This is a genomic window from Tenacibaculum sp. AWR4_210 (assembly GCF_056160945.1).
In genome coordinates this window covers 16343-38529 of record NZ_JBSWYF010000001.1, presented here as the reverse complement: position 1 = coordinate 38529, position 22187 = coordinate 16343, and the positions used below count along the sequence as shown (strand labels likewise).

The 22187-nt window shown below is 39.6% G+C and carries 18 protein-coding genes; 13 read left to right on the top strand and 5 right to left on the bottom strand.

Translation table 11 applies throughout. From position 1 onward, the window contains the following. Positions 1–110: 110 nt before the first annotated feature. Entirely contained in the window at positions 111–788 is a 678-nt protein-coding gene (locus tag ACXAG7_RS00165; protein ID WP_408043492.1) for a tetratricopeptide repeat protein, read from the top strand. Positions 789–814: 26 nt separating this feature from the next. On the opposite strand, the gene ACXAG7_RS00160 is transcribed toward ACXAG7_RS00165, so the two are convergent. The 3 genes from ACXAG7_RS00160 to pheT form a co-directional block, all read right to left on the bottom strand. After that, a complete protein-coding gene (locus tag ACXAG7_RS00160) occupies positions 815–1429 on the bottom strand; it encodes a LysE family translocator (protein ID WP_476665534.1) in 615 nt (204 codons plus the stop codon). An 11-nt stretch (positions 1430–1440) separates the two neighbouring features. Next, positions 1441–2475, bottom strand: a complete 1035-nt coding sequence (locus ACXAG7_RS00155) for a quinone-dependent dihydroorotate dehydrogenase (protein WP_476665533.1) — start codon at positions 2473–2475, stop codon at positions 1441–1443. A 69-nt stretch (positions 2476–2544) separates the two neighbouring features. After that, a complete protein-coding gene (pheT, locus tag ACXAG7_RS00150) occupies positions 2545–4971 on the bottom strand; it encodes a phenylalanine--tRNA ligase subunit beta (protein ID WP_408043489.1) in 2427 nt (808 codons plus the stop codon). A 162-nt stretch (positions 4972–5133) separates the two neighbouring features. On the opposite strand from pheT, the gene ACXAG7_RS00145 reads away from it, so the two are divergent. The 5 genes from ACXAG7_RS00145 to ACXAG7_RS00125 all read left to right on the top strand — a co-directional run bounded on the left by ACXAG7_RS00145 (position 5134) and on the right by ACXAG7_RS00125 (position 14581). Continuing rightward, a complete protein-coding gene (locus ACXAG7_RS00145; RefSeq protein ID WP_476665532.1) occupies positions 5134–7680 on the top strand; it encodes an endonuclease in 2547 nt (848 codons plus the stop codon). Positions 7681–7801: 121 nt separating this feature from the next. After that, a complete protein-coding gene (locus tag ACXAG7_RS00140) occupies positions 7802–10369 on the top strand; it encodes an endonuclease (RefSeq protein ID WP_476665531.1) in 2568 nt (855 codons plus the stop codon). A 161-nt stretch (positions 10370–10530) separates the two neighbouring features. Next, on the top strand, positions 10531–12750 hold the full coding sequence (locus ACXAG7_RS00135) for a RelA/SpoT family protein (RefSeq protein WP_408043486.1): 2220 nt from the start codon (positions 10531–10533) through the stop codon (positions 12748–12750). A gap of 73 nt (positions 12751–12823) precedes the next feature. Further along, positions 12824–13273: a Fur family transcriptional regulator gene (locus ACXAG7_RS00130; RefSeq protein ID WP_408043485.1), complete on the top strand. Its 450-nt coding sequence runs from the start codon at positions 12824–12826 to the stop codon at positions 13271–13273. 33 nt (positions 13274–13306) lie between these two features. Continuing rightward, the gene (locus ACXAG7_RS00125) at positions 13307–14581 is read left to right on the top strand and encodes an adenylosuccinate synthase (RefSeq protein ID WP_408043484.1); all 1275 of its coding nucleotides are present in this window, start codon (positions 13307–13309) and stop codon (positions 14579–14581) included. A gap of 38 nt (positions 14582–14619) precedes the next feature. Here ACXAG7_RS00125 and ACXAG7_RS00120 read toward each other — a convergent pair whose 3' ends face one another. Then, positions 14620–15315: a PepSY domain-containing protein gene (locus tag ACXAG7_RS00120; protein WP_476665530.1), complete on the bottom strand. Its 696-nt coding sequence runs from the start codon at positions 15313–15315 to the stop codon at positions 14620–14622. 114 nt (positions 15316–15429) lie between these two features. On the opposite strand from ACXAG7_RS00120, the gene ACXAG7_RS00115 reads away from it, so the two are divergent. The 5 genes from ACXAG7_RS00115 (at position 15430) to ACXAG7_RS00095 (ending at position 17883) form a co-directional block, all read left to right on the top strand. Beyond that, the gene (locus ACXAG7_RS00115; protein ID WP_476665529.1) at positions 15430–15564 is read left to right on the top strand and encodes a hypothetical protein; all 135 of its coding nucleotides are present in this window, start codon (positions 15430–15432) and stop codon (positions 15562–15564) included. 129 nt (positions 15565–15693) lie between these two features. Continuing rightward, positions 15694–16167, top strand: coding sequence for a hypothetical protein (locus tag ACXAG7_RS00110; protein WP_476665528.1), 474 nt, complete (start codon positions 15694–15696; stop codon positions 16165–16167). 273 nt (positions 16168–16440) lie between these two features. Further along, the gene (locus ACXAG7_RS00105) at positions 16441–17055 is read left to right on the top strand and encodes a TetR family transcriptional regulator C-terminal domain-containing protein (protein WP_476665527.1); all 615 of its coding nucleotides are present in this window, start codon (positions 16441–16443) and stop codon (positions 17053–17055) included. 71 nt (positions 17056–17126) lie between these two features. Further along, positions 17127–17534: an OsmC family protein gene (locus ACXAG7_RS00100; protein WP_408043481.1), complete on the top strand. Its 408-nt coding sequence runs from the start codon at positions 17127–17129 to the stop codon at positions 17532–17534. After that, positions 17524–17883 carry a cupin domain-containing protein gene (locus tag ACXAG7_RS00095; RefSeq protein WP_476665526.1) on the top strand — a complete coding sequence of 120 codons (360 nt, stop codon included), beginning with the start codon at positions 17524–17526 and terminating at the stop codon, positions 17881–17883. Before ACXAG7_RS00100 ends, ACXAG7_RS00095 begins: the two co-directional genes overlap by 11 nt. A gap of 46 nt (positions 17884–17929) precedes the next feature. On the opposite strand, the gene ACXAG7_RS00090 is transcribed toward ACXAG7_RS00095, so the two are convergent. Beyond that, positions 17930–19210, bottom strand: a complete 1281-nt coding sequence (locus ACXAG7_RS00090; protein ID WP_476665525.1) for an acetyl-CoA hydrolase/transferase family protein — start codon at positions 19208–19210, stop codon at positions 17930–17932. A 50-nt stretch (positions 19211–19260) separates the two neighbouring features. Here ACXAG7_RS00090 and ACXAG7_RS00085 point away from each other — a divergent pair, with 50 nt between their 5' ends. Together ACXAG7_RS00085 and ACXAG7_RS00080 are read left to right on the top strand one after the other, a co-directional pair. Beyond that, on the top strand, positions 19261–19383 hold the full coding sequence (locus ACXAG7_RS00085) for a hypothetical protein (RefSeq protein WP_476665524.1): 123 nt from the start codon (positions 19261–19263) through the stop codon (positions 19381–19383). Positions 19384–19503: 120 nt separating this feature from the next. Next, positions 19504–22110 (top strand): DUF6923 family protein, encoded by a 2607-nt coding sequence (locus tag ACXAG7_RS00080; protein WP_476665523.1) that lies wholly within the window; start codon positions 19504–19506, stop codon positions 22108–22110. Positions 22111–22187: the final 77 nt, after the last annotated feature.

The window sequence follows — 22187 nt, the reverse complement described above, 5'->3', positions numbered from 1 at the left end:
TTACGTCTTTAATAGGTCAATTGTTATGCCATACTCACACATCATAATTAATAAACCTTGTAACTTTTGTCATTCCCAGTCGTCATATAGACATCAACAATCATCATACTATGAAAAAACTTTTGGTAGCAATTGGCTGTTTAGGAATGTTAACAGCATGTACAGATAGTAAAAACAGTGAGGCATTTATAAGTGCGACTCAAGGACGATATCTCTTTAATGCTGATGAAGTAATGGAAGTCTCTTTTGAGGACTCAGAATTAAAAGTCCAATGGAGAAACCAAAAACTGACACCGCTCAAAGTAAACGACAGTACTTTTTATTTGCAGGCCATGAATGAAAAGTTAATATTTCAACCAAAGCTGGCGCAAATTAAACTCGCTACTAAAAAGGAACACCACGGAAAAAATTACACATTTACAAAACTCGGTGAAGGACAACGCACCCCCAGTGAGTACCTAAATGCAGGACAGTTCACAGAGGCACTACAAGGCTTTCTAGCCATTCAGCAACAAGACAGTCTTAGCCCTCTTATTAGAGAACGCACGCTCAACAAATTAGGCTATCGCCATTTACGAAATAACAATATTGAAACTGCGATACACGTATTTACCATCAATACTAAATTACATCCGAAAAGTTCAAATACCTATGACAGTTTAGCCGATGCCTATTTGGAGCAAAAAGACACGATAAAAGCAATCGAAAACTACCAATTAGCGTTAAATATAAACCCTGAGCGCAGAAGCTCGAAGCGCCAATTAGAGAAGTTGCTAAAAAAGGAATAAACACACACCGTAAAAAGGAGCTATTGCTATACGAGTATGGCAATAGCGATTCCTGTAAAAACGACTATCTGAACCCATTTCAAATAGACGCCAACCACCTGATGACGGCGTATGTAGTTAGCGATACTTCCCGCCAACAGGGCGATACTCGAAAATATGGTAAAAGAGGTTACTATAAACAGTCCTCCGAGCACATAAAATTGCCAAACCACAGCTAGCTCCTCCGAAAAGAGAAACTTCGGAAAGAAGGCTAAGAAAAATACGGTCACTTTTGGGTTCAGTACATTCATCCAAAATCCTCTTTTGAATAATTTCCACAGGGACTGCTTCTTTACACCCTCTGTTGAAAAAGCAATGGTCGGGTCGCTTTTATACACCAAAAAGGCTAGGTACAACAAATATCCAGCTCCAAACAATTTGATTCCAAAAAATACGAATTCGTTATGCTTAAGTGCTTCTGAAACACCAAAGGCCACCAACGACGTGTGTATGATACAACCTGTCATCAAACCGGCTACTGTAGCCAAACCGTACTTACTACCGTTCACAATACCTTGTGTCAACACAAAAATATTGTCGGGTCCTGGAGCTACAGCCAAGGTTGCTGTAGCCAACACAAAAGAAATTAAGGTCTCTAGCATGATGACGGGGCTTATTTTTGCGCCAAAATTGCCTTGTTAATTCTCTTTATCAAGCGCGGACCTTCGTAAATAAATCCAGTATATACTTGTACCAGATCGGCGCCTGCTTCTAATTTTTCTAAAGCATCTTTCTCAGAGTGAATCCCCCCTACCCCAATTATAGGAAATGCTTTGTTCGACTTAGACGCTAAATATTGAATCACCGCAGTACTGCGATCTTTAATCGGCTGTCCACTAAGCCCTCCATTTCCAATGGCCTCCAACATTTCGGCACTTGCTTTTAACCCTGTTCTATCGACCGAAGTATTTGAAGCAATGACCCCATCAATTCCAGTATCTGCTACCAATGTGATTATTTCATCGAGCTGCGTATGATTCAAATCGGGAGCAATTTTTAATAAGATAGGCTTTTTAGAAGCTTTGGTATTATTTATTTCTTGTACAGCTACGATGAGTTCTTTAAGGTAATCTGCATCCTCTAACTTAGCATGACTACTCACATTCGGACAGCTGACATTTAACACAAAATAATCGACATAAGGATGTAAGCCTTCAAAACAGGTCAAGTAATCTTCAGTATAATTTTCAGGTGCAGTAGCGGTATTCTTTCCAATATTACCACCTATCAATACCTTTCCTTTGTTCTTCTTTAACTGAGTAATTGCAGCTTCGAGTCCTTCGTTATTAAACCCCATGCGGTTAATAATTCCCTGATCATCTTTCAATCGAAACAAGCGTTTTTTCGGGTTTCCAACTTGTCCTTTAGGAGTCACGGTTCCGATTTCTACAAAACCGAAGCCCAAATCTGCCAATTCATTATACAACACCGCATTTTTATCGAATCCGGCGGCTAATCCAACAGGGTTTTTAAAGGTAAGACCAAACAACTTGCGTTCTAACCGTTGATCCTTCACCTGATACATACTTCTAAACAGCGGTGATACCAAAGGTATTTTGGACAAGAACTTTAGTAATGAAAACGTAAAATGGTGAATCTTTTCTGGGTCAAACAAGAAAAATACAGGTCTAATAAATACTTTATACATGGGTTAATTTTTGCTAATGGATACTTTTTGGATTAAAAAAAAACTCCATAAAAATGGAGTTCTTTTCTGTTATCTTAATACAGCGCCTAAATTCTTTTCGAATGTCTGCTGCAATTTCGTCATAATTTTATCAATCTGCTTATCGGCAAGCGTCTTCTTCTCGTCTTGCAACACAAAGCTCACTGCGTATGATTTTTTACCTTCAGGAAGCTTATCACCCTGATACACATCAAACAAATCTACTTCTTTTAAAAGGTTGCGCTCCGATTGAAAAGCGAGCGTATACAACTCTTTAAAGGCTACTTGCTCATCTAACAACAAAGCCAAATCACGTTTCACTGCTGGGAACTTCGCCAATTCAGCTACTTTAATGTTGGACTTTTTTATAAACTTCAATACGTTGTCCCAATTGATATCGGCATACAACACCTCTTGTTTAATAGCAAAATTCTTAAGAATTGAACGTTTTACCACTCCTAACTCAACAAGTGTTGCTTTTCCTAAACTCAAAGCAATTCCTTCTGAGAAAACGTCGTTTTTACATGGAGTCGTTTTCAAACCTTTGATACCTAAACGCGTTAACAAAGCAGTGACTACTCCTTTCAAGTAAAAGAAATCAGAAGTTTGCGTCGACACTTTCCAACTATCAGCAACGCGATTTCCGGTAACGAACATACTGATGCGTTTTGCTTCTTGATATCCGCTATCAAATTTGTGGTAGGTTTTACCCACTTCGTAAAACTTCAGTGATGTTTGCTGTCTGTTTAAATTGTAAGCGATACTTTCAAGACCACTAAACAACAATGACTGACGCAGTACTTTTAAATCATTACTCAACGGATTCAACATCTCAACATTGTAATCCGCATTTAAATTATCTGACAACTCTACGTAATCCGCTTTGGTCAGTGAGTTTGCCATCGTTTCATTAAAACCTAAAGCCATTAACTGATCACTGATGATGTTTTGTACTTTGGTTTCCATATTCGAGTCAAAAGAAATAGAAGTATTGAGCTTATGTGAAAACTCAATATTATTATATCCGTAAACACGTAAAATTTCTTCTATAATATCAGCCTCGCGTTGTACGTCTACGCGGTATGAAGGAATTGTCAACCCTAAACCAGCTTCTGTAGCACTGTTGATTTTGATGTCCAAAGAAGCCAAAATATTCTTTATTGTTTCCTTCGGAATTTCTTGTCCGATAATTCGGTATGCATTTTCAAACGATAAAAACACTTGGAAGTCTTCCATCTTCTCAGGATAAAAATCCAAAACATCTGAAGATAATTTCCCTCCTGCGTACTCTTCTATTAACAACGCGGCACGTTTCAATGCATATTTCGTCATATTAATATCGATACCTCTTTCAAAACGGAAAGATGCATCGGTATTTAACGCGTGTCGTTTAGCCGTTTTTCTAACCGAAACAGGATTAAAGTAAGCACTTTCTAAAAATACGGTAGTCGTATGTTCAGTTACTCCTGATTTCAAACCACCAAACACTCCTGCAATACACAACGGATTGTCATCTTGGTCACAAATCATTATATCATCGGCACCTAAACTGCGTTCCACCTCGTCTAAGGTAGTAAACTTCGTTCCTTCGGCTAAGGTTTTCACAACAACCTTATTCCCTTTAATTTTTGCAGCGTCAAAAGCGTGTAACGGCTGTCCTAATTCGTGTAATACATAGTTGGTGATGTCTACCACATTATTTTTAGGAGCAATTCCGATGGCCTTCAACCTATTTTGGATCCATTCTGGAGCATCTTTAATCTCCACATCCGTAATAGTGATTCCGCAATAACGCGGTACCAATTCTTTATTTTCTACTTCGATATCTACTTTGAACGTGCGCTCGTCAACGTGAAAATCAGAAACTGAAGGAGAAATCAATTCTAAATTTACTCCTTGTTGAATTAATCCTGCTCTCAAATCTCTTGCAACACCAAAATGGCTCATCGCATCGGCACGGTTCGGTGTTAATCCGATTTCAAATACGTAATCTGTTTCTATGTTAAACACTTCCGAGCAAGGTGTTCCTGGAGTTAAGTCAGCGTCCAACACCATAATACCATCATGTCCTGAACCCAAACCTAATTCATCTTCAGCACAAATCATACCGTGGCTTTCTTCTCCGCGAATTTTTCCTTTTTTGATTTTGAACTCTTTCCCTTCCTCATCGTATAATTTAGTACCTACAGTTGCTACCGGCACTTTTTGACCTGCAGCTACATTTGGAGCACCACATACAATTTGTACAGGACTCTCTCCTCCTAAATCTACTGTAGTCACTTTCAACTTATCTGCATTTCCATGTTGTACACAGGTTAACACCTCTCCTACAACTACACCGGCCAAGCTACCTTTAATGCTTTCTACTTTTTCGATACCTTCTACTTCAAGACCAAGATCTGTCAATAACTCTCCTGTCTTTTCCGCTTCAAGCTCTACTTGTAAAAACTGTCGTAACCAATTATATGAAATCTTCATTTTTTTAATATCTGATTTAGCCCGCAAATTTACAATAATTAATACGAATTAGTCAAGCCTTAATGCGATGTTTGTAAGTCCCCGATAGTTAACGTTTTGATAACATACGGGAATTTTTATTTGATTTTCTTTGTGCGCATTTTAGAAATTTAACATATTTTTATGAGAAAACTTATACCCTTCTTACTAGTGCTAGCCAGTTTAGCAGGCTTTTCTCAAATTCCATCCTACTACAACGATGTTAATTTGAACCAATCAGGGGCTTCTTTGAAAAACGCCCTCGCAACCAAAATCATTGCAACCCACACAACCAATTTATCCTATACTCCTGGAGTATGGAATGCTTTAAAACAAGCCGACTTGGCTATTGGAAGTACCAGCAAGGTTACCTTAATTTACGGTTATAGCGATACTGACGGTAATTACGTTACCGATCGCACACGAAGTAAAGACGCTAATGGGGGAAGCGCCGGAACACAGTGGAACCGCGAGCACGTATATCCAAAATCATTAGGAACTCCTAATCTAGGAACTAGTGGTGCCGGAGCAGATGCTCACCACCTTAGAGCTGCGGACATTTCTTTTAATTCACAACGCAGTAGCAAGAAATTTGCCGCTGGAAACGGAAACGCAGGTGATGTTACTGGAGGTTGGTACCCTGGTGACGAATGGAAAGGTGATGTAGCCAGAATGATGCTTTATATGTACGTTCGTTACGGAAATCAATGTCTCCCTAAAAACGTCGCTGTAGGTGCCACTGCAAGTAGTGACAGCAATATGGTTACCTTATTACTACAATGGAATGCGGAAGATCCTGTTTCTGCTTTCGAAAAGCAACGCAATACCGTAATTTTCGGAATCCAAGGAAACAGAAACCCTTTTATTGACAACCCGGCATTAGCCACAAAAATATGGGGAGGCCCTCAGGCACAAGACTTGTTTGGCGGATCATCATCTGACACTCAAGCCCCTACAGCACCTACCAATCTGAGTGCAAAAACTATCACTTCAACGAGCATTACCTTACAATGGACAGCTGCTACCGATAATGTGGGAGTTACTGCATATGATATTTTTAATGGTGGAAGTAAATTGGCAACAGCGACAACTACGAGCTACGAGCTTACAGGCTTAACTGCCAATACCAATTACGCATTCCAAATTAAAGCGAGAGATGCAGCCAATAACAGCTCGGTAGCAAGTGCTTTATTGAATGTAAAAACAAAAACTTCGACGACTACAGGTGGAGGCTCTTCTGCCTTATTTATCTCCGAATACGTAGAAGGATCGTCGAACAATAAGGCGATAGAAATTGCAAACTTCACTGGTTCAACTGTAAACTTAAGCGACTACAGTTTGAAAAAAGCAACCAACGGTGCTGGTTGGGGAAGTACTCTTTCATTAAGTGGAAACCTGAGCACAGGAAAGACCTATGTTATTGCTCATAGCAGCGCAACGAGTACACTTAGGACGAAAGCACAGCGAACTGATGCGAGTGTTCTATCGTTTAACGGTAATGATGCTGTCGGTTTGTTTAAAAACAACGTACTGATAGACCTTATTGGAAACCCTACAAGTAGTGCTGTTTTTGCTAAAGACAAAACGTTGAGAAGAAAAAGTTCGGTAAGCAAACCGAATTCAACTTACGATAGTTCAGAGTGGACAAGCTTTGGTAAGGATGATTTTTCTGGTTTAGGAACTCACAGTACCACAGGAACCACTCCTACCGACAACCAAGCTCCAACTGCCCCGAGTAACCTCGTAGCAAGCGCGGTAACCAGCAATAGTTTTACTGTTAACTGGACGGCAGCTACTGACAATGTAAACGTAACTTCTTATGACGTATACGCTAACAATACCAAATTAGGAAGTACAACTGCTACTAGCTATAACTTTACGAGTTTGACAGCTGGTACTCGTTATTTAGTGCACGTCATCGCAAAAGACGCCGCTGCAAATAACTCACCGGCAAGTGCAACCATTTCAATCACTACCAAATCGGTATCCCTAAGCTACTGTGCTGCCAAAGGCAATAATTCTAGCTACGAATACATCGATAAGCTAGTATTTGGAGGAATGACGAATACTTCGACTTCTAATAGCGGATATGGTGACTTCACCAATCGCGTAGCAAATATTACTAAAGGAAGCAACCCTATCACCATCAGTGCAGGATTTGCAGGTTCGGCCTATAGCGAAAACTGGAAAATTTGGATTGATTTCAACCAAAATGGAACCTTTGAAAGTTCAGAAGAAGTATTGAGTAAAACATCGTCAAGTGCCAGCGATTTAAACTACCATATTCAAGTTCCGACGACTGCCAAAACTGGTAAAACTCGCATGAGAATTGTCATGAAATGGAACGGTACAGCTGCTGCCTGTGGATCTTTCTCTTATGGAGAGGTTGAGGATTACAGTGTAACTATAGCCGCTAGTAGATCAGCGCACGGCGATCAGGTTAAAAACACCACGGAGAGCGCAATTGCCAGCACGGTATACGTCTACCCTACTCGTGTAAACCACACACTTCAATTTAACTTCGATACTGCTTCAGAAGTAGCCTTTGAAATCATTAACTCGCAAGGGCAACGCGTTCAAAAAGGAACGGCAGCAAAGCGTATTGATGTCAGTACAATTTCGAACGGAATTTACCTAGTACGCTTGTACGATGGTCAAAAATCTGTAACCAAAAAATTCATAAAACAGTAACATTAAAATAAACAAAACAGCCTAACTTACCTGAAAGTCGGGCTGTTTTGCTATATTCATATCTGAAAACTAATTTACTAATAATCAATATTTTACATTAACGCAAATTAAACCATTCACAATGAAAAACCTTCTTACACTATTTTTCTGGATGTGGACCTTGGCGATTATCGCTCAAATTCCATCCTATTACAACGATGTTAACATCAACCAAACTGGAACGGCATTAAAAGACGCCTTGGCCGTAAAAATCATCAACTCACACCACACCAACTTATCGTATACACCAGGTGTTTGGAACGCACTTAAGCAAACAGACTTAGACCCTACTGACAATACCAAAGTATTGTTAATTTACGGATTTAATGACAGTGACTCTGACATAACGAACGACAGAACTCGTGGAAAAGACGAGAACGGTGGAGGTTCAGGAGTTTGGAATCGCGAGCACGTATATTCGAAATCTCTTGCCAGCCCAAATCTAGGAACCACTGGTGCTGGTGCTGATGCACACAACTTGCGCCCTGCTGATGCACAACGCAATTCATCGAGAAGTAACAGAAAGTTTGCCGCCGGAAGCGGTACTGCATCGTATATTACCTCTCAAGGATACTGGTATCCTGGTGATGAGTGGAAAGGTGATGTAGCTCGTATGATGATGTACATGTACCTACGTTACGGGAATCAATGTTTACCTACAGGGGTTGGAGTTGGAAACACAGTTGCCAGCGACAATAACATGATTGACCTATTTTTACAATGGAATGCAGAAGACCCTGTTTCTGATTTAGAGAAGCAACGCAATCCTGTACTACAAAATTTACAAGGAAACAGAAATCCATTTATTGACAATCCTGCCTTTGCAACTAAAATTTGGGGAGGACCACAAGCTCAAGATTTATTTGGTAATGGTGGTAACAACGATACTCAAGCACCGACGACTCCAGGTAGTTTAGTAGCATCAAATATCACAAGTACTACTGTAAATTTAGCTTGGACAGCAAGTTCTGACAATGTTGGAGTAAGCGGATACCGCGTGTATAACGGTGCTTCTCAAGTAGCCACTGCAACGGGGACTTCTGTTACAGTAAACGGGTTGAGTGCTGCCACCAATTACAACTTCACAGTGAAAGCTTATGACGCGGCTGGAAATCTTTCTGCTGCTAGTAACGCAGTAGCTGTTACCACTACTTCAGGAGGTTCTGGAGGAGGAAGCGGTGCTACAGACTTATTCATCTCTGAATATGTTGAAGGATCATCGTATAACAAAGCGATCGAAATTGCCAACTTTACAGGAAGTGCTGTAAACCTCAGCAACTACAGTCTTAAAAAAGTAACCAACGGAAGTGGTTCATGGAGCAGTACCCTAACACTTAGCGGTACCTTAGCAAACGGAGAAGTGTACGTAGTTGCACATGGAAGTGCGAGTACAGCCATTAAAAACGAAGCCGATATCACCAATAATAGCGTTGCTAACTTTAACGGAAATGACGCTGTAGCCTTGTTTAAAGGAAGCTCGATTATTGATTTAATCGGAAACCCAAATAGCAGCGCTAACTTCGGAAAAGACGTGACGTTACAACGTAAGCCTGAGGTTAAGAGCCCAAGTACTTCTTACGTTACTTCGCAATGGAACAGTTTAGCTAGCAATACCGTTTCTGGATTAGGAAGTCATGCAGTTCAAGGAGGTGGAGGTGCTACCGATACCACTGCTCCATCTGCACCAAGTGGTTTAACAGCCTATGGAATTACACAAACTTCAGTAAACTTAGCATGGACAGCTGCTACGGATAACGTTGGAGTTACTGCTTATGAAGTATTTAGAGGAAGTACCAAAATTGCGACAGTAAGCAGCACATCGTATACTGCTGGTTCTTTAACCGCTGGTACCAATTACGCATTTAGCGTAAAAGCAAAAGACGCCGCTGGGAACAATTCTACAGCGAGTAATACCTTAAACGCAACGACGTTGAGCAATACAGTTACGTACTGTAACTCGAAAGGAAACAACGCTAGTTACGAATATATCGATTACGTAGGTATAGGAGGAATTAGCAATAGTACCGCTTCTAACAACGGTTATGGAAACTTTACCGCTCAGAATGGAAATATCGGATACGGAAGCAATACTGTTATTGTAAGTGCTGGATTTAGTAGCTCAGCCTATACTGAATTCTGGAAAGTTTGGATAGACTACAACCAAAACGGAACTTTTGAATCATCAGAAATGGTAGCTAGCGGATCATCGTCAAGCGCTGCGAACCTTTCGTATAACTTTACGGTACCTACTTCGGCAAAAGCTGGTAAGACAAGAATGCGTGTTTCTATGAAATGGAAAGCTGCACAAACAGCCTGTGAAAGCTTCTCTTATGGTGAAGTGGAAGACTACTCAATTACTATCGGAACGAGCAGTGCTAGCCGAGCTACTGTAGTGGCAGATGAAGAATTAGGAAATGAAGAAGCTATTTTCAACGCTTCAGTATACCCAAATCCTGCTGCCAATAACGTAACGATTGGAATCAAAGACTTTAGAACAGCTAATTTCGCAATTGTCAATATGCTTGGACAAACAGTGCGTCAAGGTACAGCAAATCGCGCGATTGATATTGCTGACTTACCTACCGGTACGTATATCGTAACGATCACGGACGGACAGAAATCACTAACAGAACGTTTGATAAAAAAATAACACCTAACTTATTTTAAGTCAACTCAAAGGGCAGCAATTTTCATTGCTGCCCTTTCTTTTAACCCTTCTAAATACCTAAGAATTCATCGATTTCTTTGGTCAGTATAATTCTTTGTACTATTTTTCATTTTGAAACCCTTAACGTAAAAAAGAGTAAGCGTATGAGTAGTTATAATGCAACGATAGAAGAGGAAAACAAAGAAATAGCCAACAGATACAAGGATTTACTTAAAGGAACGTACCAAACATTATCTGAGGAAGATAAAAAGTTAATTCGCAAGGCGTTTGAAGTTGCCGTTGAAGCACATTCTGAACAACGAAGAAAAACCGGAGAACCTTATATATTTCACCCGATAGCCGTTGCTAAAATAGTGGCTTATGAAATTGGTTTAGGAGCGACTTCCATCGCTGCTGCCCTACTCCACGATGTCGTTGAGGACACCCACTACACCGTAGAAGACATGGAGCGCTTGTTTGGTGAAAACATAGCGCGTATCGTTAGCGGACTCACCAAAATTTCAAACCTCAGAAAAGAACAAGATTATTCTATACAAGCGGAAAACTTCCGTAAGATGCTCTTGACCTTGCACGACGACGTTCGGGTAATTTTAATCAAGATTGCCGATCGCTTACACAACATGCAAACGATGGATGCAATGCCTCCTCATAAGCAGGTGAAAATTGCTTCGGAAACCTTGTATATTTATGCACCCTTGGCGCATCGTTTAGGGCTTTACAACATAAAAACAGAACTCGAAGACCTCGGACTAAAATACACAGAACCCGATGTCTACAACGATATTTTAAGTAAAATTGAAGGTAGCAAAGAAGAACAACAACGCTATATTGATAGTTTTACTTCCATTTTAAAGACAGCGCTTGACAAGGAGCAATTTAGTTATGAGATTAAAGGGCGCTTTAAATCTATATTTTCTATCCGTCGTAAAATGCGCAAGCAGAATGTGACTTTTGATGAAGTCTACGACAAGTTTGCCATCCGTATTATATACAATCCACAATCGGAAGATGAAAAATTTGATGCTTGGAAAATTTATTCCATCGTAACGGATTTTTTCAAACCCAACCCTGCGCGTTTACGCGATTGGATTTCTCAACCAAAATCGACGGGTTACGAAGCGTTACACATAACAGTTATTGGTCCGCAATCAAAATGGGTAGAAGTTCAAGTTCGTTCGGAACGAATGGATGAAATTGCCGAAAAAGGTTATGCGGCTCACTTCAAATACAAACAAGGAGCCATTAATGAAAACGGCTTAGAAGGTTGGTTGAATAAGTTAAAAGAGACCTTAGAAAACCAAAGTTTAAATGCTGTAGATTTCGTAGAAGATTTTAAACTTAATTTATACGCAAAAGAAATCTACGTCTTTACCCCAAAAGGCGATCTAAAATCACTTCCCAAAGGAGCGTCGGCACTTGATTTTGCATTTTCCGTACATACGGATGTCGGATTAAAATGTCGCGGGGCCAAAGTCAATGGTAAATTGGTACCACTGAGCCACGAACTGAAAAGTGGTGACCAGGTAGAGGTGCTAACAGCTGCGAACAACAAGCCCAATGTACGCTGGCTCGATTTTGTGTTAACCGCTCGAGCTCGTACAAAAATCAAATCGGCTTTAAAGGCAGAAGAAAAACGCATTGCCGAAGAAGGAAAGGCTATTTTAATGCGAAAATTACGCCACCTCAAATTGGGTACCAGCGAAAAAACCATTCATGAAATAGCGAGTTACTTTGGCTTTAAAACCAGTTTTGACCTCTTTTATCGCGTGGGTAATGGTGCCATTGACAATACCAAATTGAAAGAATTTATGGCGCAGCGCAGCGGGGCCTTAATGAACTTTATCAAAAGTACCTTTAAGCGAACGCCATCAAAGAACGTTACCGACAAGGAAGAAATTACTAGTAAATACGATTCTCTAGTGTTCGGTAAAGACGAGCAAGTACTCGACTATACATTATCGAAGTGCTGTACTCCCATTCCCGGTGATAAAGTATTTGGTTTTGTAACGATCAACGAAGGGATAAAAGTTCATAAAAACGATTGTCCTAACGCCATATCCCTACAATCGAATTACGCTTACCGCATTATGCCTGCAAAGTGGATCGACTCTACTCAGCAAGAATTTAAAGCGAACTTACAGCTCTCAGGTATCGACAAAAAAGGTATTGCCAACCATATCACGCGAATCATCTCAAATAATATGGATGTCTATATTTACGGTATCAACATCGCGGGTGATGATGGCGTATTTGAAGGAAGTATTACCCTGGGAGTCAAAAACAAATCACAACTCAACAAACTGATTGACAATATTAAAAAAGTTGATGGAGTCCAAAAAGTTGAGCGTGTTAATACTTTGTAAATATCATTTTACTTAGTTGTTAGTTTTATCAATAATTAAACGTAAATTTGTCATTTAGTAAAATTCAATAAGAATGAGTAACTCTGCAGACAATCAAGAAATAGTAAAAAAGGTTTTTACGTCGTATTTAGAAGAGAAAAAGCACCGTAAAACACCTGAGCGTTACGCTATACTACAAGAAATTTATGATGCTGATGAGCATTTTGATATTGAGTCTTTGTATATCAAAATGAAAAACAAGAACTACCGCGTGAGTAGAGCTACCCTGTACAATACCATAGACTTACTTTTAGACTGTGGCTTGGTGAGAAAACACCAATTTGAAGGGCAATCTATGGCGCGCTATGAAAAAAGTTATTTTGACAAAAACCACGACCACGTAATTTTAACGGATACTGGAGAGGTAAAAGAGTTTTGTGACCCTCGTATTCAAATTATTAAAAAGACTATTGAAGAGGTTTTTGACATTGACATTCACAACCACTCACTGTATTTCTACGGAACCAAAAAGAAACAAGATTAACAACAACATAAACATTTAACAATTCACAACTAAATGGCAGTAGATTTATTACTCGGACTCCAATGGGGGGACGAGGGAAAAGGTAAAATCGTAGACGTTTTAACTACCGACTACGATATCATTGCTCGTTTTCAAGGAGGACCAAACGCCGGTCATACTTTAATTTTTGACGGTAACAAACACGTATTACACACCATCCCTTCGGGAATTTTTCACAAAACGGCGTTGAATGTCGTGGGTAACGGTGTCGTAATTGACCCTGTTATCTTTAAAAAAGAGCTTGAAAATCTTGATCAACACCATATTGATTATACCGCTAAGCTTTTTATTTCGAGAAAAGCACATTTAATTTTACCAACGCACCGCTTGTTAGACGCGGCTTCTGAAACTTCTAAAGGAAAGGCCAAAATTGGTTCTACTTTAAAAGGAATCGGTCCTACATATATGGACAAAACGGGTAGAAATGGAATGCGCGTTGGAGATTTAGAACTCGACAATTGGAAGGAGAAATACGATCAACTTACAGAGAAGCACCTAAAAATGCTAGACTTCTTTGACGTAGATATTCAATTCGATTTAAAAGAATTAGAAGCGGAATTCGTAGCGGGTATTGAGAAACTAAAGACCCTTACTTTTATCGATTCTGAAGCCTACTTGAATCAAGCCATCAAAGATGGAAAGAAAATTTTAGCCGAAGGAGCACAAGGTTCTTTATTGGATATCGATTTCGGAACCTATCCGTTTGTAACGTCTTCGAACACAACTGCAGCAGGTGCCTGTACAGGTTTGGGGATTGCTCCAAACAAAATCGGTGATGTTTACGGAATTTTTAAAGCTTATACCACTCGTGTTGGTTCAGGACCTTTCCCTACGGAACTCTTTGATGAAGACGGTGCAACCATGGCACGTGTTGGACACGAATTCGGAGCGACTACAGGACGTCCAAGACGCTGTGGATGGCTCGATCTAGTAGCTTTAAAATACGCGGTACAAGTAAATGGAGTTACACAACTTATGATGATGAAAGGAGATGTCCTTTCAGGATTCGACACTTTAAAAGTGTGTACCTCGTATACCTATAAAGGAAAAGATGTTACGCATTTGCCGTATAATATAGAACCAGAAAACGTAACACCAGTATATACAGAGTTCAAAGGATGGGCTGATGATTTAACCAAAATGACGGATAAAGATCAGCTTCCGAAAAACTTAATGGATTATATTGCGTTTATCGAGAAAGAAACAGAGGTTCCCGTAACCATCGTTTCTGTTGGTCCCGATAGAAAACAAACGATTACAAGATCGTAAAAACTATAAAAAAGGAACTCCTACAAAGAGTTCCTTTTTTATTTTCTCAAGAGTTTTCTCCAGGTTGGCGAGGATACAAACCACAATAGAAAACCGCTTAACACCGTGATCAATCCTAACAGAGAAAATACACGTAATACCACTGTATTAAAATCATCTCTTCCTTCATAATCCATAGTATGGGTCATCCATAGAAAATCAAACCAGCGCCATTGTCTATGCCGCACTGTCTGAAATTTTCCATCAATTACAGAAACATAAGCTTTTAAGGCATCTTCTTCATAAGAAATCACATACGCAGGCAAAAGACGCCCTCGATACTCATGATGCCCATCGACCTTTGTTACTTTATCTATCGAAACAATTTTCAAACCTGCTTTTAAGTATTTTTTTGCTATCGCCAAAGCCTCTACCCTACTAATACTGTCCTTGGACTTTCCAGTTCGAGCATTAAACAACTGCTTTTTATTAATCCAATAATAAGGTTGGTTTCCTATGTCTCGCAGTGCTATAGAATGAATCTCATCATCCATTTCCAGTAAACTAGGACTCATCAAACTATCAAAGGCCACCGGTTTGTAAGACAAATTTTTATATTGATCTCCGTGTATTTCATCTAAATCAGTCCAACTGAAATACAAACCACTGAGGGTCCAAAACAAAAATTGAACTCCTAAAAAAAGCCCTAGATATCGATGTGTTTTTCTAATTTTAAGTTTCGTTTGTACCTTCATCCTAGTCTGTTAAAGTTATTACTTAGTGATTACCAGCATTTCAAAATAGCCGATCGGATATACGACACTTTGAAACACATTCACAAATATATCAATCCCCTCCCGCTTACTCAAATGAAGGCACGAATCTCACAGCTTCGTGTTGATCACAATGCCCCCATCGGGTTTAAACTCGAATTGACAGCTACAAACACCTTCATTCCTTCTAAGATTCACCTGCGCATCGGACTAAAGCACTGCGTTGCTTAAAGTATGTAAATCCCGATAGTTTCAAAACATACGATATACGTTCCTTTAAAACTCCCTACTATTTAAAACGATTAAGAACAAGCTGACTATTACCGTAATTTTACCAAAAGATTTTAAACCTATTGATTTATGAAAGCACTGTCTTTAATTCTGAGTATGATTTACTTGAGTTTGTGCGTAGTTTCTTGCAATTCAAAAGAACGTTTCAATGAACTTAAAAATCGACAGTTCAGCATCGATGATTTTTTTCAAAAAGTAGCTTCAGTGGAATTAATAACTTCAGATGAAGATATAATATACATTGACTACGAATTCGATAGCGACAATAAAACCATAAATTTACTATCTTCCTCAGAGAAAAAACCAGATTTCTTGAAACTGCATGGTAAAGAAGAAGTTAAACAACGTGTGTTAGATAATAGCTACGAGGTTTTTTGTAATAGCGAAGGAGATAGCACTGATAATTGGGTAAAAACGTGCGATGGTAAATCTTCTTGTAGTGATGTAATTTATAACTGTCTCAAGCAAATAGGATGTGCGAAGATATGTAAGTTAAAAATGGCCTATGCCCCCCAAAGCAGAAGCTTCTACTTGTTAAACTAAAAAATTTTATCAATCCACAAAAAAAGAAGGGTAACTCCTCTTTTTTATGAAACTACCTATCCTTGAAAGTCGTAGAAGAATTCCTGAATCTCCTCGTGTCCTTACGCTGCAACTCCACAGCTACCTCAACACTTATGATAGATTAGATGGAAATTAACCTATACTTCAACAAGGCCTTATAGCCCACCAATTGCTTAATCTCTACAAAAACAGCACACTAACTTTAACACAAAACATTCTTATAGGAATGTTTTATTGATTTACTTTCGATGTATGAAACAGCAACAAAAGTCAGATCATACGCGTGGCATAATCATACATACTGCATTTGAATTATTTTTCAAGCAAGGATATCGGGCCACAACTATCAACGAGATTATGAACGCCACATCGCTATCCAAAGGGGCTTTTTACCATCATTTCTCAAATAAAAAAGACTTGGGCAACCAAGTAATTTCCACCATACTCAAAAAACGAATCTACGACGGTTTGATTGACCCGCTGCAGAAATACAAGGAACAGCATACTGGAATTTTATTATCCGAAGTTTTTATCAATCGGCTAAATTCTTTTACGCGACGCGAATTGCTACAGGGCTGTCCAATCAATAATTTAATCAACGAAATAGGACATGTAGAACTAGAACAACGATTGCTACTGCGCGCCTTATTGGAAGATTGGAAACACCAGCTGACGAAGGTCATCACCTACGGTCAAGCACAGGGCCAGCTCAAAAAAGATATCGACCCTAAAGCCTGTGCCACTTTTTTGATTGCCGCCTTTGAAGGTATCCGAGGTATACGAAAAGTTTATGACGACAATGATCTGATCGAACATTACAAAACAGCCTTGCAAGCTTATGTAATCAATTTAAAGCACACTTCATAGAAGGCTAATAAAAGTAACTACGCCCGTAATAGTCTGCACTCATACACTGCATAAGCAAAATAACAATACTCATGGAAATTACATTACAACAACATTCACCAACGGCGGTTAAACTGAACCACCCCAATTTCAATATCATAGTAGACCGTCCTATCGAGAAAGGCGGTAATGCTGAAGGCCTGATGGGAGGCCAGTATTTACTGGTAGGAATTGGCGGTTGTTTTGCGAGTAACTTGCTAGCTGCGCTCGCGGCCCGTAACATCATCGTACATGGATTGACGATCACCGTAAACGCCAGCATAACAAACCAAGCTCCTGCCCGCTTTAACCCCATCGCTATACAGGTGAGCTATGCTTCTATTAGTGATGAGCAAAGCCTGCCCAAACTCATTAAAATCGCAGAAAAGGCTTGTATAGCCATTAACACGATCAAACTAACGACAACACTCACTGTAAAACCTAAGGAAAATGAATATTAATACTAAGCTCGCAACTATTCAAGAATACTTCTCTCCTAAAGTTATTGGAGACGTTAATGACACTTTTGTAAAAGTTGCAAAAATTAAAGGAAATGATCTGCCCTGGCATAGTCATGAACAGGAAGATGAGTTTTTCTACATCATAAAGGGGGCTCTGCTATTTGAAATTGAAAATGCTCCGAGTTTCGAAATGCAAGCAGGTGATTATTTTACGGTACCTAAAGGTGTCCCGCATCGCGTTTCAAGCAAAGAAGAATGCCATATCCTTTTGGTTGAGAAAAACACTACACAACATACAGGAAGCGTTGAATCTCCACTCACCAAATCGATAACTTCGCAACTTCAATAATAATTAAAGCAAAAAAATAGTCCTCACTAGTGAGGACTATACTGTTTTACATATTTTTAAAACGTTCAAAGGCTTCTCGTTCCAATGTTTCTCTAAAATTTGGATGCGCTATAGATATTAAAGCTTTTGCTCGCTGTTTCAAACTTTTACCAAACAAATTCACCACACCGTATTCCGTTGCAACATAGTGTACATGTGCACGGGTAGTAGTCACGCCTGCTCCTTCTTTTAGCACAGCACTAATTTTTGACAATCCTTTATTTGTAATCGAAGGCATTGCGATAATGGCTTTTCCTCCCTCCGACAAAGCAGCTCCGCGAATAAAATCCATTTGACCACCAACTCCGGAATACTGATACTTTCCTATGGTATCCGCGCATACTTGTCCGGTTAAATCAATTTCTATTGCGCTGTTGATGGCAGTAACCTTAGGGTTTAGTTTTATCAAACTCGTATCATTGGTATAGGCGGCTTCTTTAAAGTGTACCGAGGGGTTGTCATCGATGAAATCGTATAACTTTTGGGAACCTACGGCAAAACAGGTAACAATTTTCCCCGTCTTAATTTCTTTATCCTCCCCGGTAATGATCCCCTTTTCAACGAGTGGTAAAATTCCATCTGAAAACATTTCCGTATGAATCCCCAATCGACGGTGGTTCCCTAAATTGTGTAAAACGGCATTCGGAATAGCACCAATTCCCATTTGCAAGGTAGCACCGTCATCAATAAGTTCAGCCACGTGAGCTCCGATCTTTTGTTCAATATCAGAAGGAGCACCTGTTAACGACGGGTGTATAGGCTCATCGCAGGTAACGGCAAAATCAATCTGATCACTATGGATAATTCCATCACCGTGAGAACGAGGTACTTTTGGATTTACCTGAGCGATCACCATTTTCGCATTTTGTATTGCCGGCAAGGTAATATCAACGGAAGTTCCCAACGAACAGTACCCGTGTTTATCAGGTGGCGAAACTTGGATAAAAGCCACATCCAACGGATAAATCCCCCTTCTAAATAACCAATGAATTTCACTCAAAAAGATAGGAATATAATCCCCGTTATTCGTATTCACTCCCTCTCGAACATTAGCTCCTACAAAACAACTCCTCAATTTAAAAGCCTCTGAATACGGCTGCTGTAAATATTTCGCCTCTCCATGGGTGTGAATTTGAATTATTTCGACCTTTGATAACTCGCGGTAGCGCTCACAAAGTGCGTCGATTAATAAATTAGGAGTCATTGCGGCTCCTTGAAAAAATACTTTATTACCCGATTGTACATGGTTTACTGCCTCTGTGGCGCTCACCATTTTAAGTCCTTTCATGTTTCTATGATTTACGCAAACAAAGATATTAATTAAGAACCATTCTAAATATGACATTAATCATTGTTTTCTTCACCATTGAACGACGAAAACTGCCATTCATCGAAATCAGCATTGTAATACAAGAAGTTACGGCCTATTACGCGGTTAAAAAGCTACCATTCATCGATTAAAACTTCAATTCAACGATTAAATTATACCTCTCACCCGACAAAAACAACCACTCACCTATAAACCAGTTAGTTACCAACTAATTGTCGTAACTTCTAATTCTAATCAAAAAACGCACTTTTATGAATAGAATGAGCCCCCACATCATTAAAAAACTATGCCTATTGACGGCTTTCTTTGCCTGGGCAAACTTCCAGGCTCAAAACGAACCTTTTAACTGCGATTACAACGCCTACTTGTTTCAGTACAACGACGTATATGCCATTGATTTAGCCTCTGGATCCTCGTATGCGGTTGCTATGGACATTACTCCTGGCAATATCAATGCCGCAGGGTACAACCCGAAAGATGGATATATTTGGGGATCCTTGAGTTCTCCTGCACGTTCTATCGTTCGTATCGGAAAAGATTTTACTACCACCACCTATACTTTTAGTGAGCTTCCTACGAGTAACCGATATATTGGTGATATTAGTCACGATGGGAAGTATTACCTCAAACCGGGAGGTGACACCTATTATATTTTAGATTTAAATCCGGAGTCAGCCACTCATATGACCTCGTTGGGTACAGGAACGCTTTCCAAGAGTTTAAGCATTCACGACTGGGCCTTTAATGCCTTGGATAATAAACTATATACAGTAGAGAAAAAAACCAATATACTGTACAGAATTGATGTCGCCACTGGAAATGTGGAGACCATAGGAGAAGTTCCCATCTTATCCGGTTTAAATTACACTTTTGGAGCGGTATACTTTGACAATATGGGTAACTTTTATGTATCGGCCAATCAAACGGGAACGATTTACATAGTAAATACAGTGACAGATTTAACTGCTGGTGACAGCATTTCATCAAATATATTTGCCTTTGGCCCTTCGAGTTCTTTAAACGATGGCGCCCGTTGTCCTACAGCACCAGTACCGATGGAAGATTGTATTAACGGCCAGGATGATGACGGTGACGGTTTGGTTGACTGTGAGGACCCTTCGTGTTCTGGTGTTGCCAGCTGTCCAGTTATTGAACCTCCAACATCAAGTGCTAACAATGGAGGGTTAGAGAGTAATAATAGACTTTCGCAACAAATTAGCAAGCGTAATTTTATGCGTTTGAAAAACAATTACAAGTTTGATAAAACCAAAGCGAAAAAGTTTACCAAACCCAAAGATTACGGAAAAAAAAAGAGCAGTAGTTCGTTAAAACTTTCGGATTTTATCCCGGTAAAAACCATACAAGAAGACAACACGATTGAATCAACCCCGACAGAGCTGGTCAATATTACAAATGCTTCGGAAATACTTTCTGTAGACTATCAGAAAAACAGTAAAACAATTGCCTCGATCTTGGCTATCAAAACGGATACAGAGGTATACGAACACACCAAATACATCTGTGATCGTTTGTTGGGTGCCGAACTCCTATCCGTATCCACTATTGACATCGGTGGGCATAATTTTATCAAATCGATCGTTCGAAATGTGGATGGTGGTGTAGAATTTGTATTGAGTTTATCTGCACGTCCTACTGCTGACAATGCCAATTTCGACATTGAAAGTCATTGGAATTTGGACAAATACCAAAAGAACAGTGCGTATTACAATTTTCAAATTTGGACCAACTCTATTGACAATCTACTACTCCTGGGTCAGGAAGTTGTCAACTTACTAAACACTCAAAAGGAAATCAAGAATTATCTATTAAGTCCTCCACCATTGGTATTCGTTAAAAAGGGAACCTATAAAAATGGGAAACTAGAGCTTGAGATTATCAATGTCAACCGAAGTCAATCAGTAACCCTTACTGGAGGATATAGAACCACAGAGACTACGGCGAATCAAACGATTGCTGCTACGCCAATTACGCTCGACAAAACCTACATCAAGCCCGTAACCATAGATACAGGAAGATTGTTTGACATAGGATTCAGAATTGGAGATGGTGTCAATACGCCTGATGACCTATTTATGTCAGATGGATCGTGGGGGTATGACGATGCTGCAGCCAGTACTACAGTCAATGCTTACACTATTAGTCCGAATACAGAAACCGCCAAAAATACCGAGCTTCTCGTAGAGCGAAATCTTTATTTAAAGGCCACCACCAAGGAATACATTTCCGGTTATAAGGCTTTTACGGCTCGTTTCTCACCTATTGACGTTACTTCGTATGATGCACTTGTCTTTGAAGGTTCAGGGACCGGAGAAATGGAAGTACGCCTTAATAAAAAGAGTATTTCACAATGGGAAGACCAATTTTATAGTACGGTGACCTTAACCAATGAAAAGAAGAAGTACACCTTGTGGTTAAAAGACTTTAGCAGAGCTTCGAACGGAACTCCCGATTTCAATGATATCACCACCATCACCTTTACTATGAAATCGGCTGATGGAACTGAAGTCACCAAAGAAATGAACATCAAAGAAATTAAGTTTGTTCCTAAAAGTTCATTATCAACAGATGAAATCAGCAATTCAGGGCACGGCATGAGTATCATTCCAAATCCGATGCACAACGATGCTGTACTGGAGTTATACAGCAACACGGCTGATTCAGCTTCCTTAAAAATCTTTAATCAGTTAGGACAGGAAGTATTCCAGAAGGATATTCAAATTACGCCAGGTAAAAATGCCATTCCTATTAACCGTAAGCAATTAGCAACTGGCTTATACATCGTGAAAATTGAGAATGCGCGCACTGAATACAGCTCCCAAAAGCTATTGATACATTAGAACAGATATACCTAACAAACATAACCTTCACCTAAACGGTGAAGGTTTTTTTATGCCCTAAAGTACTGTAGACTAAC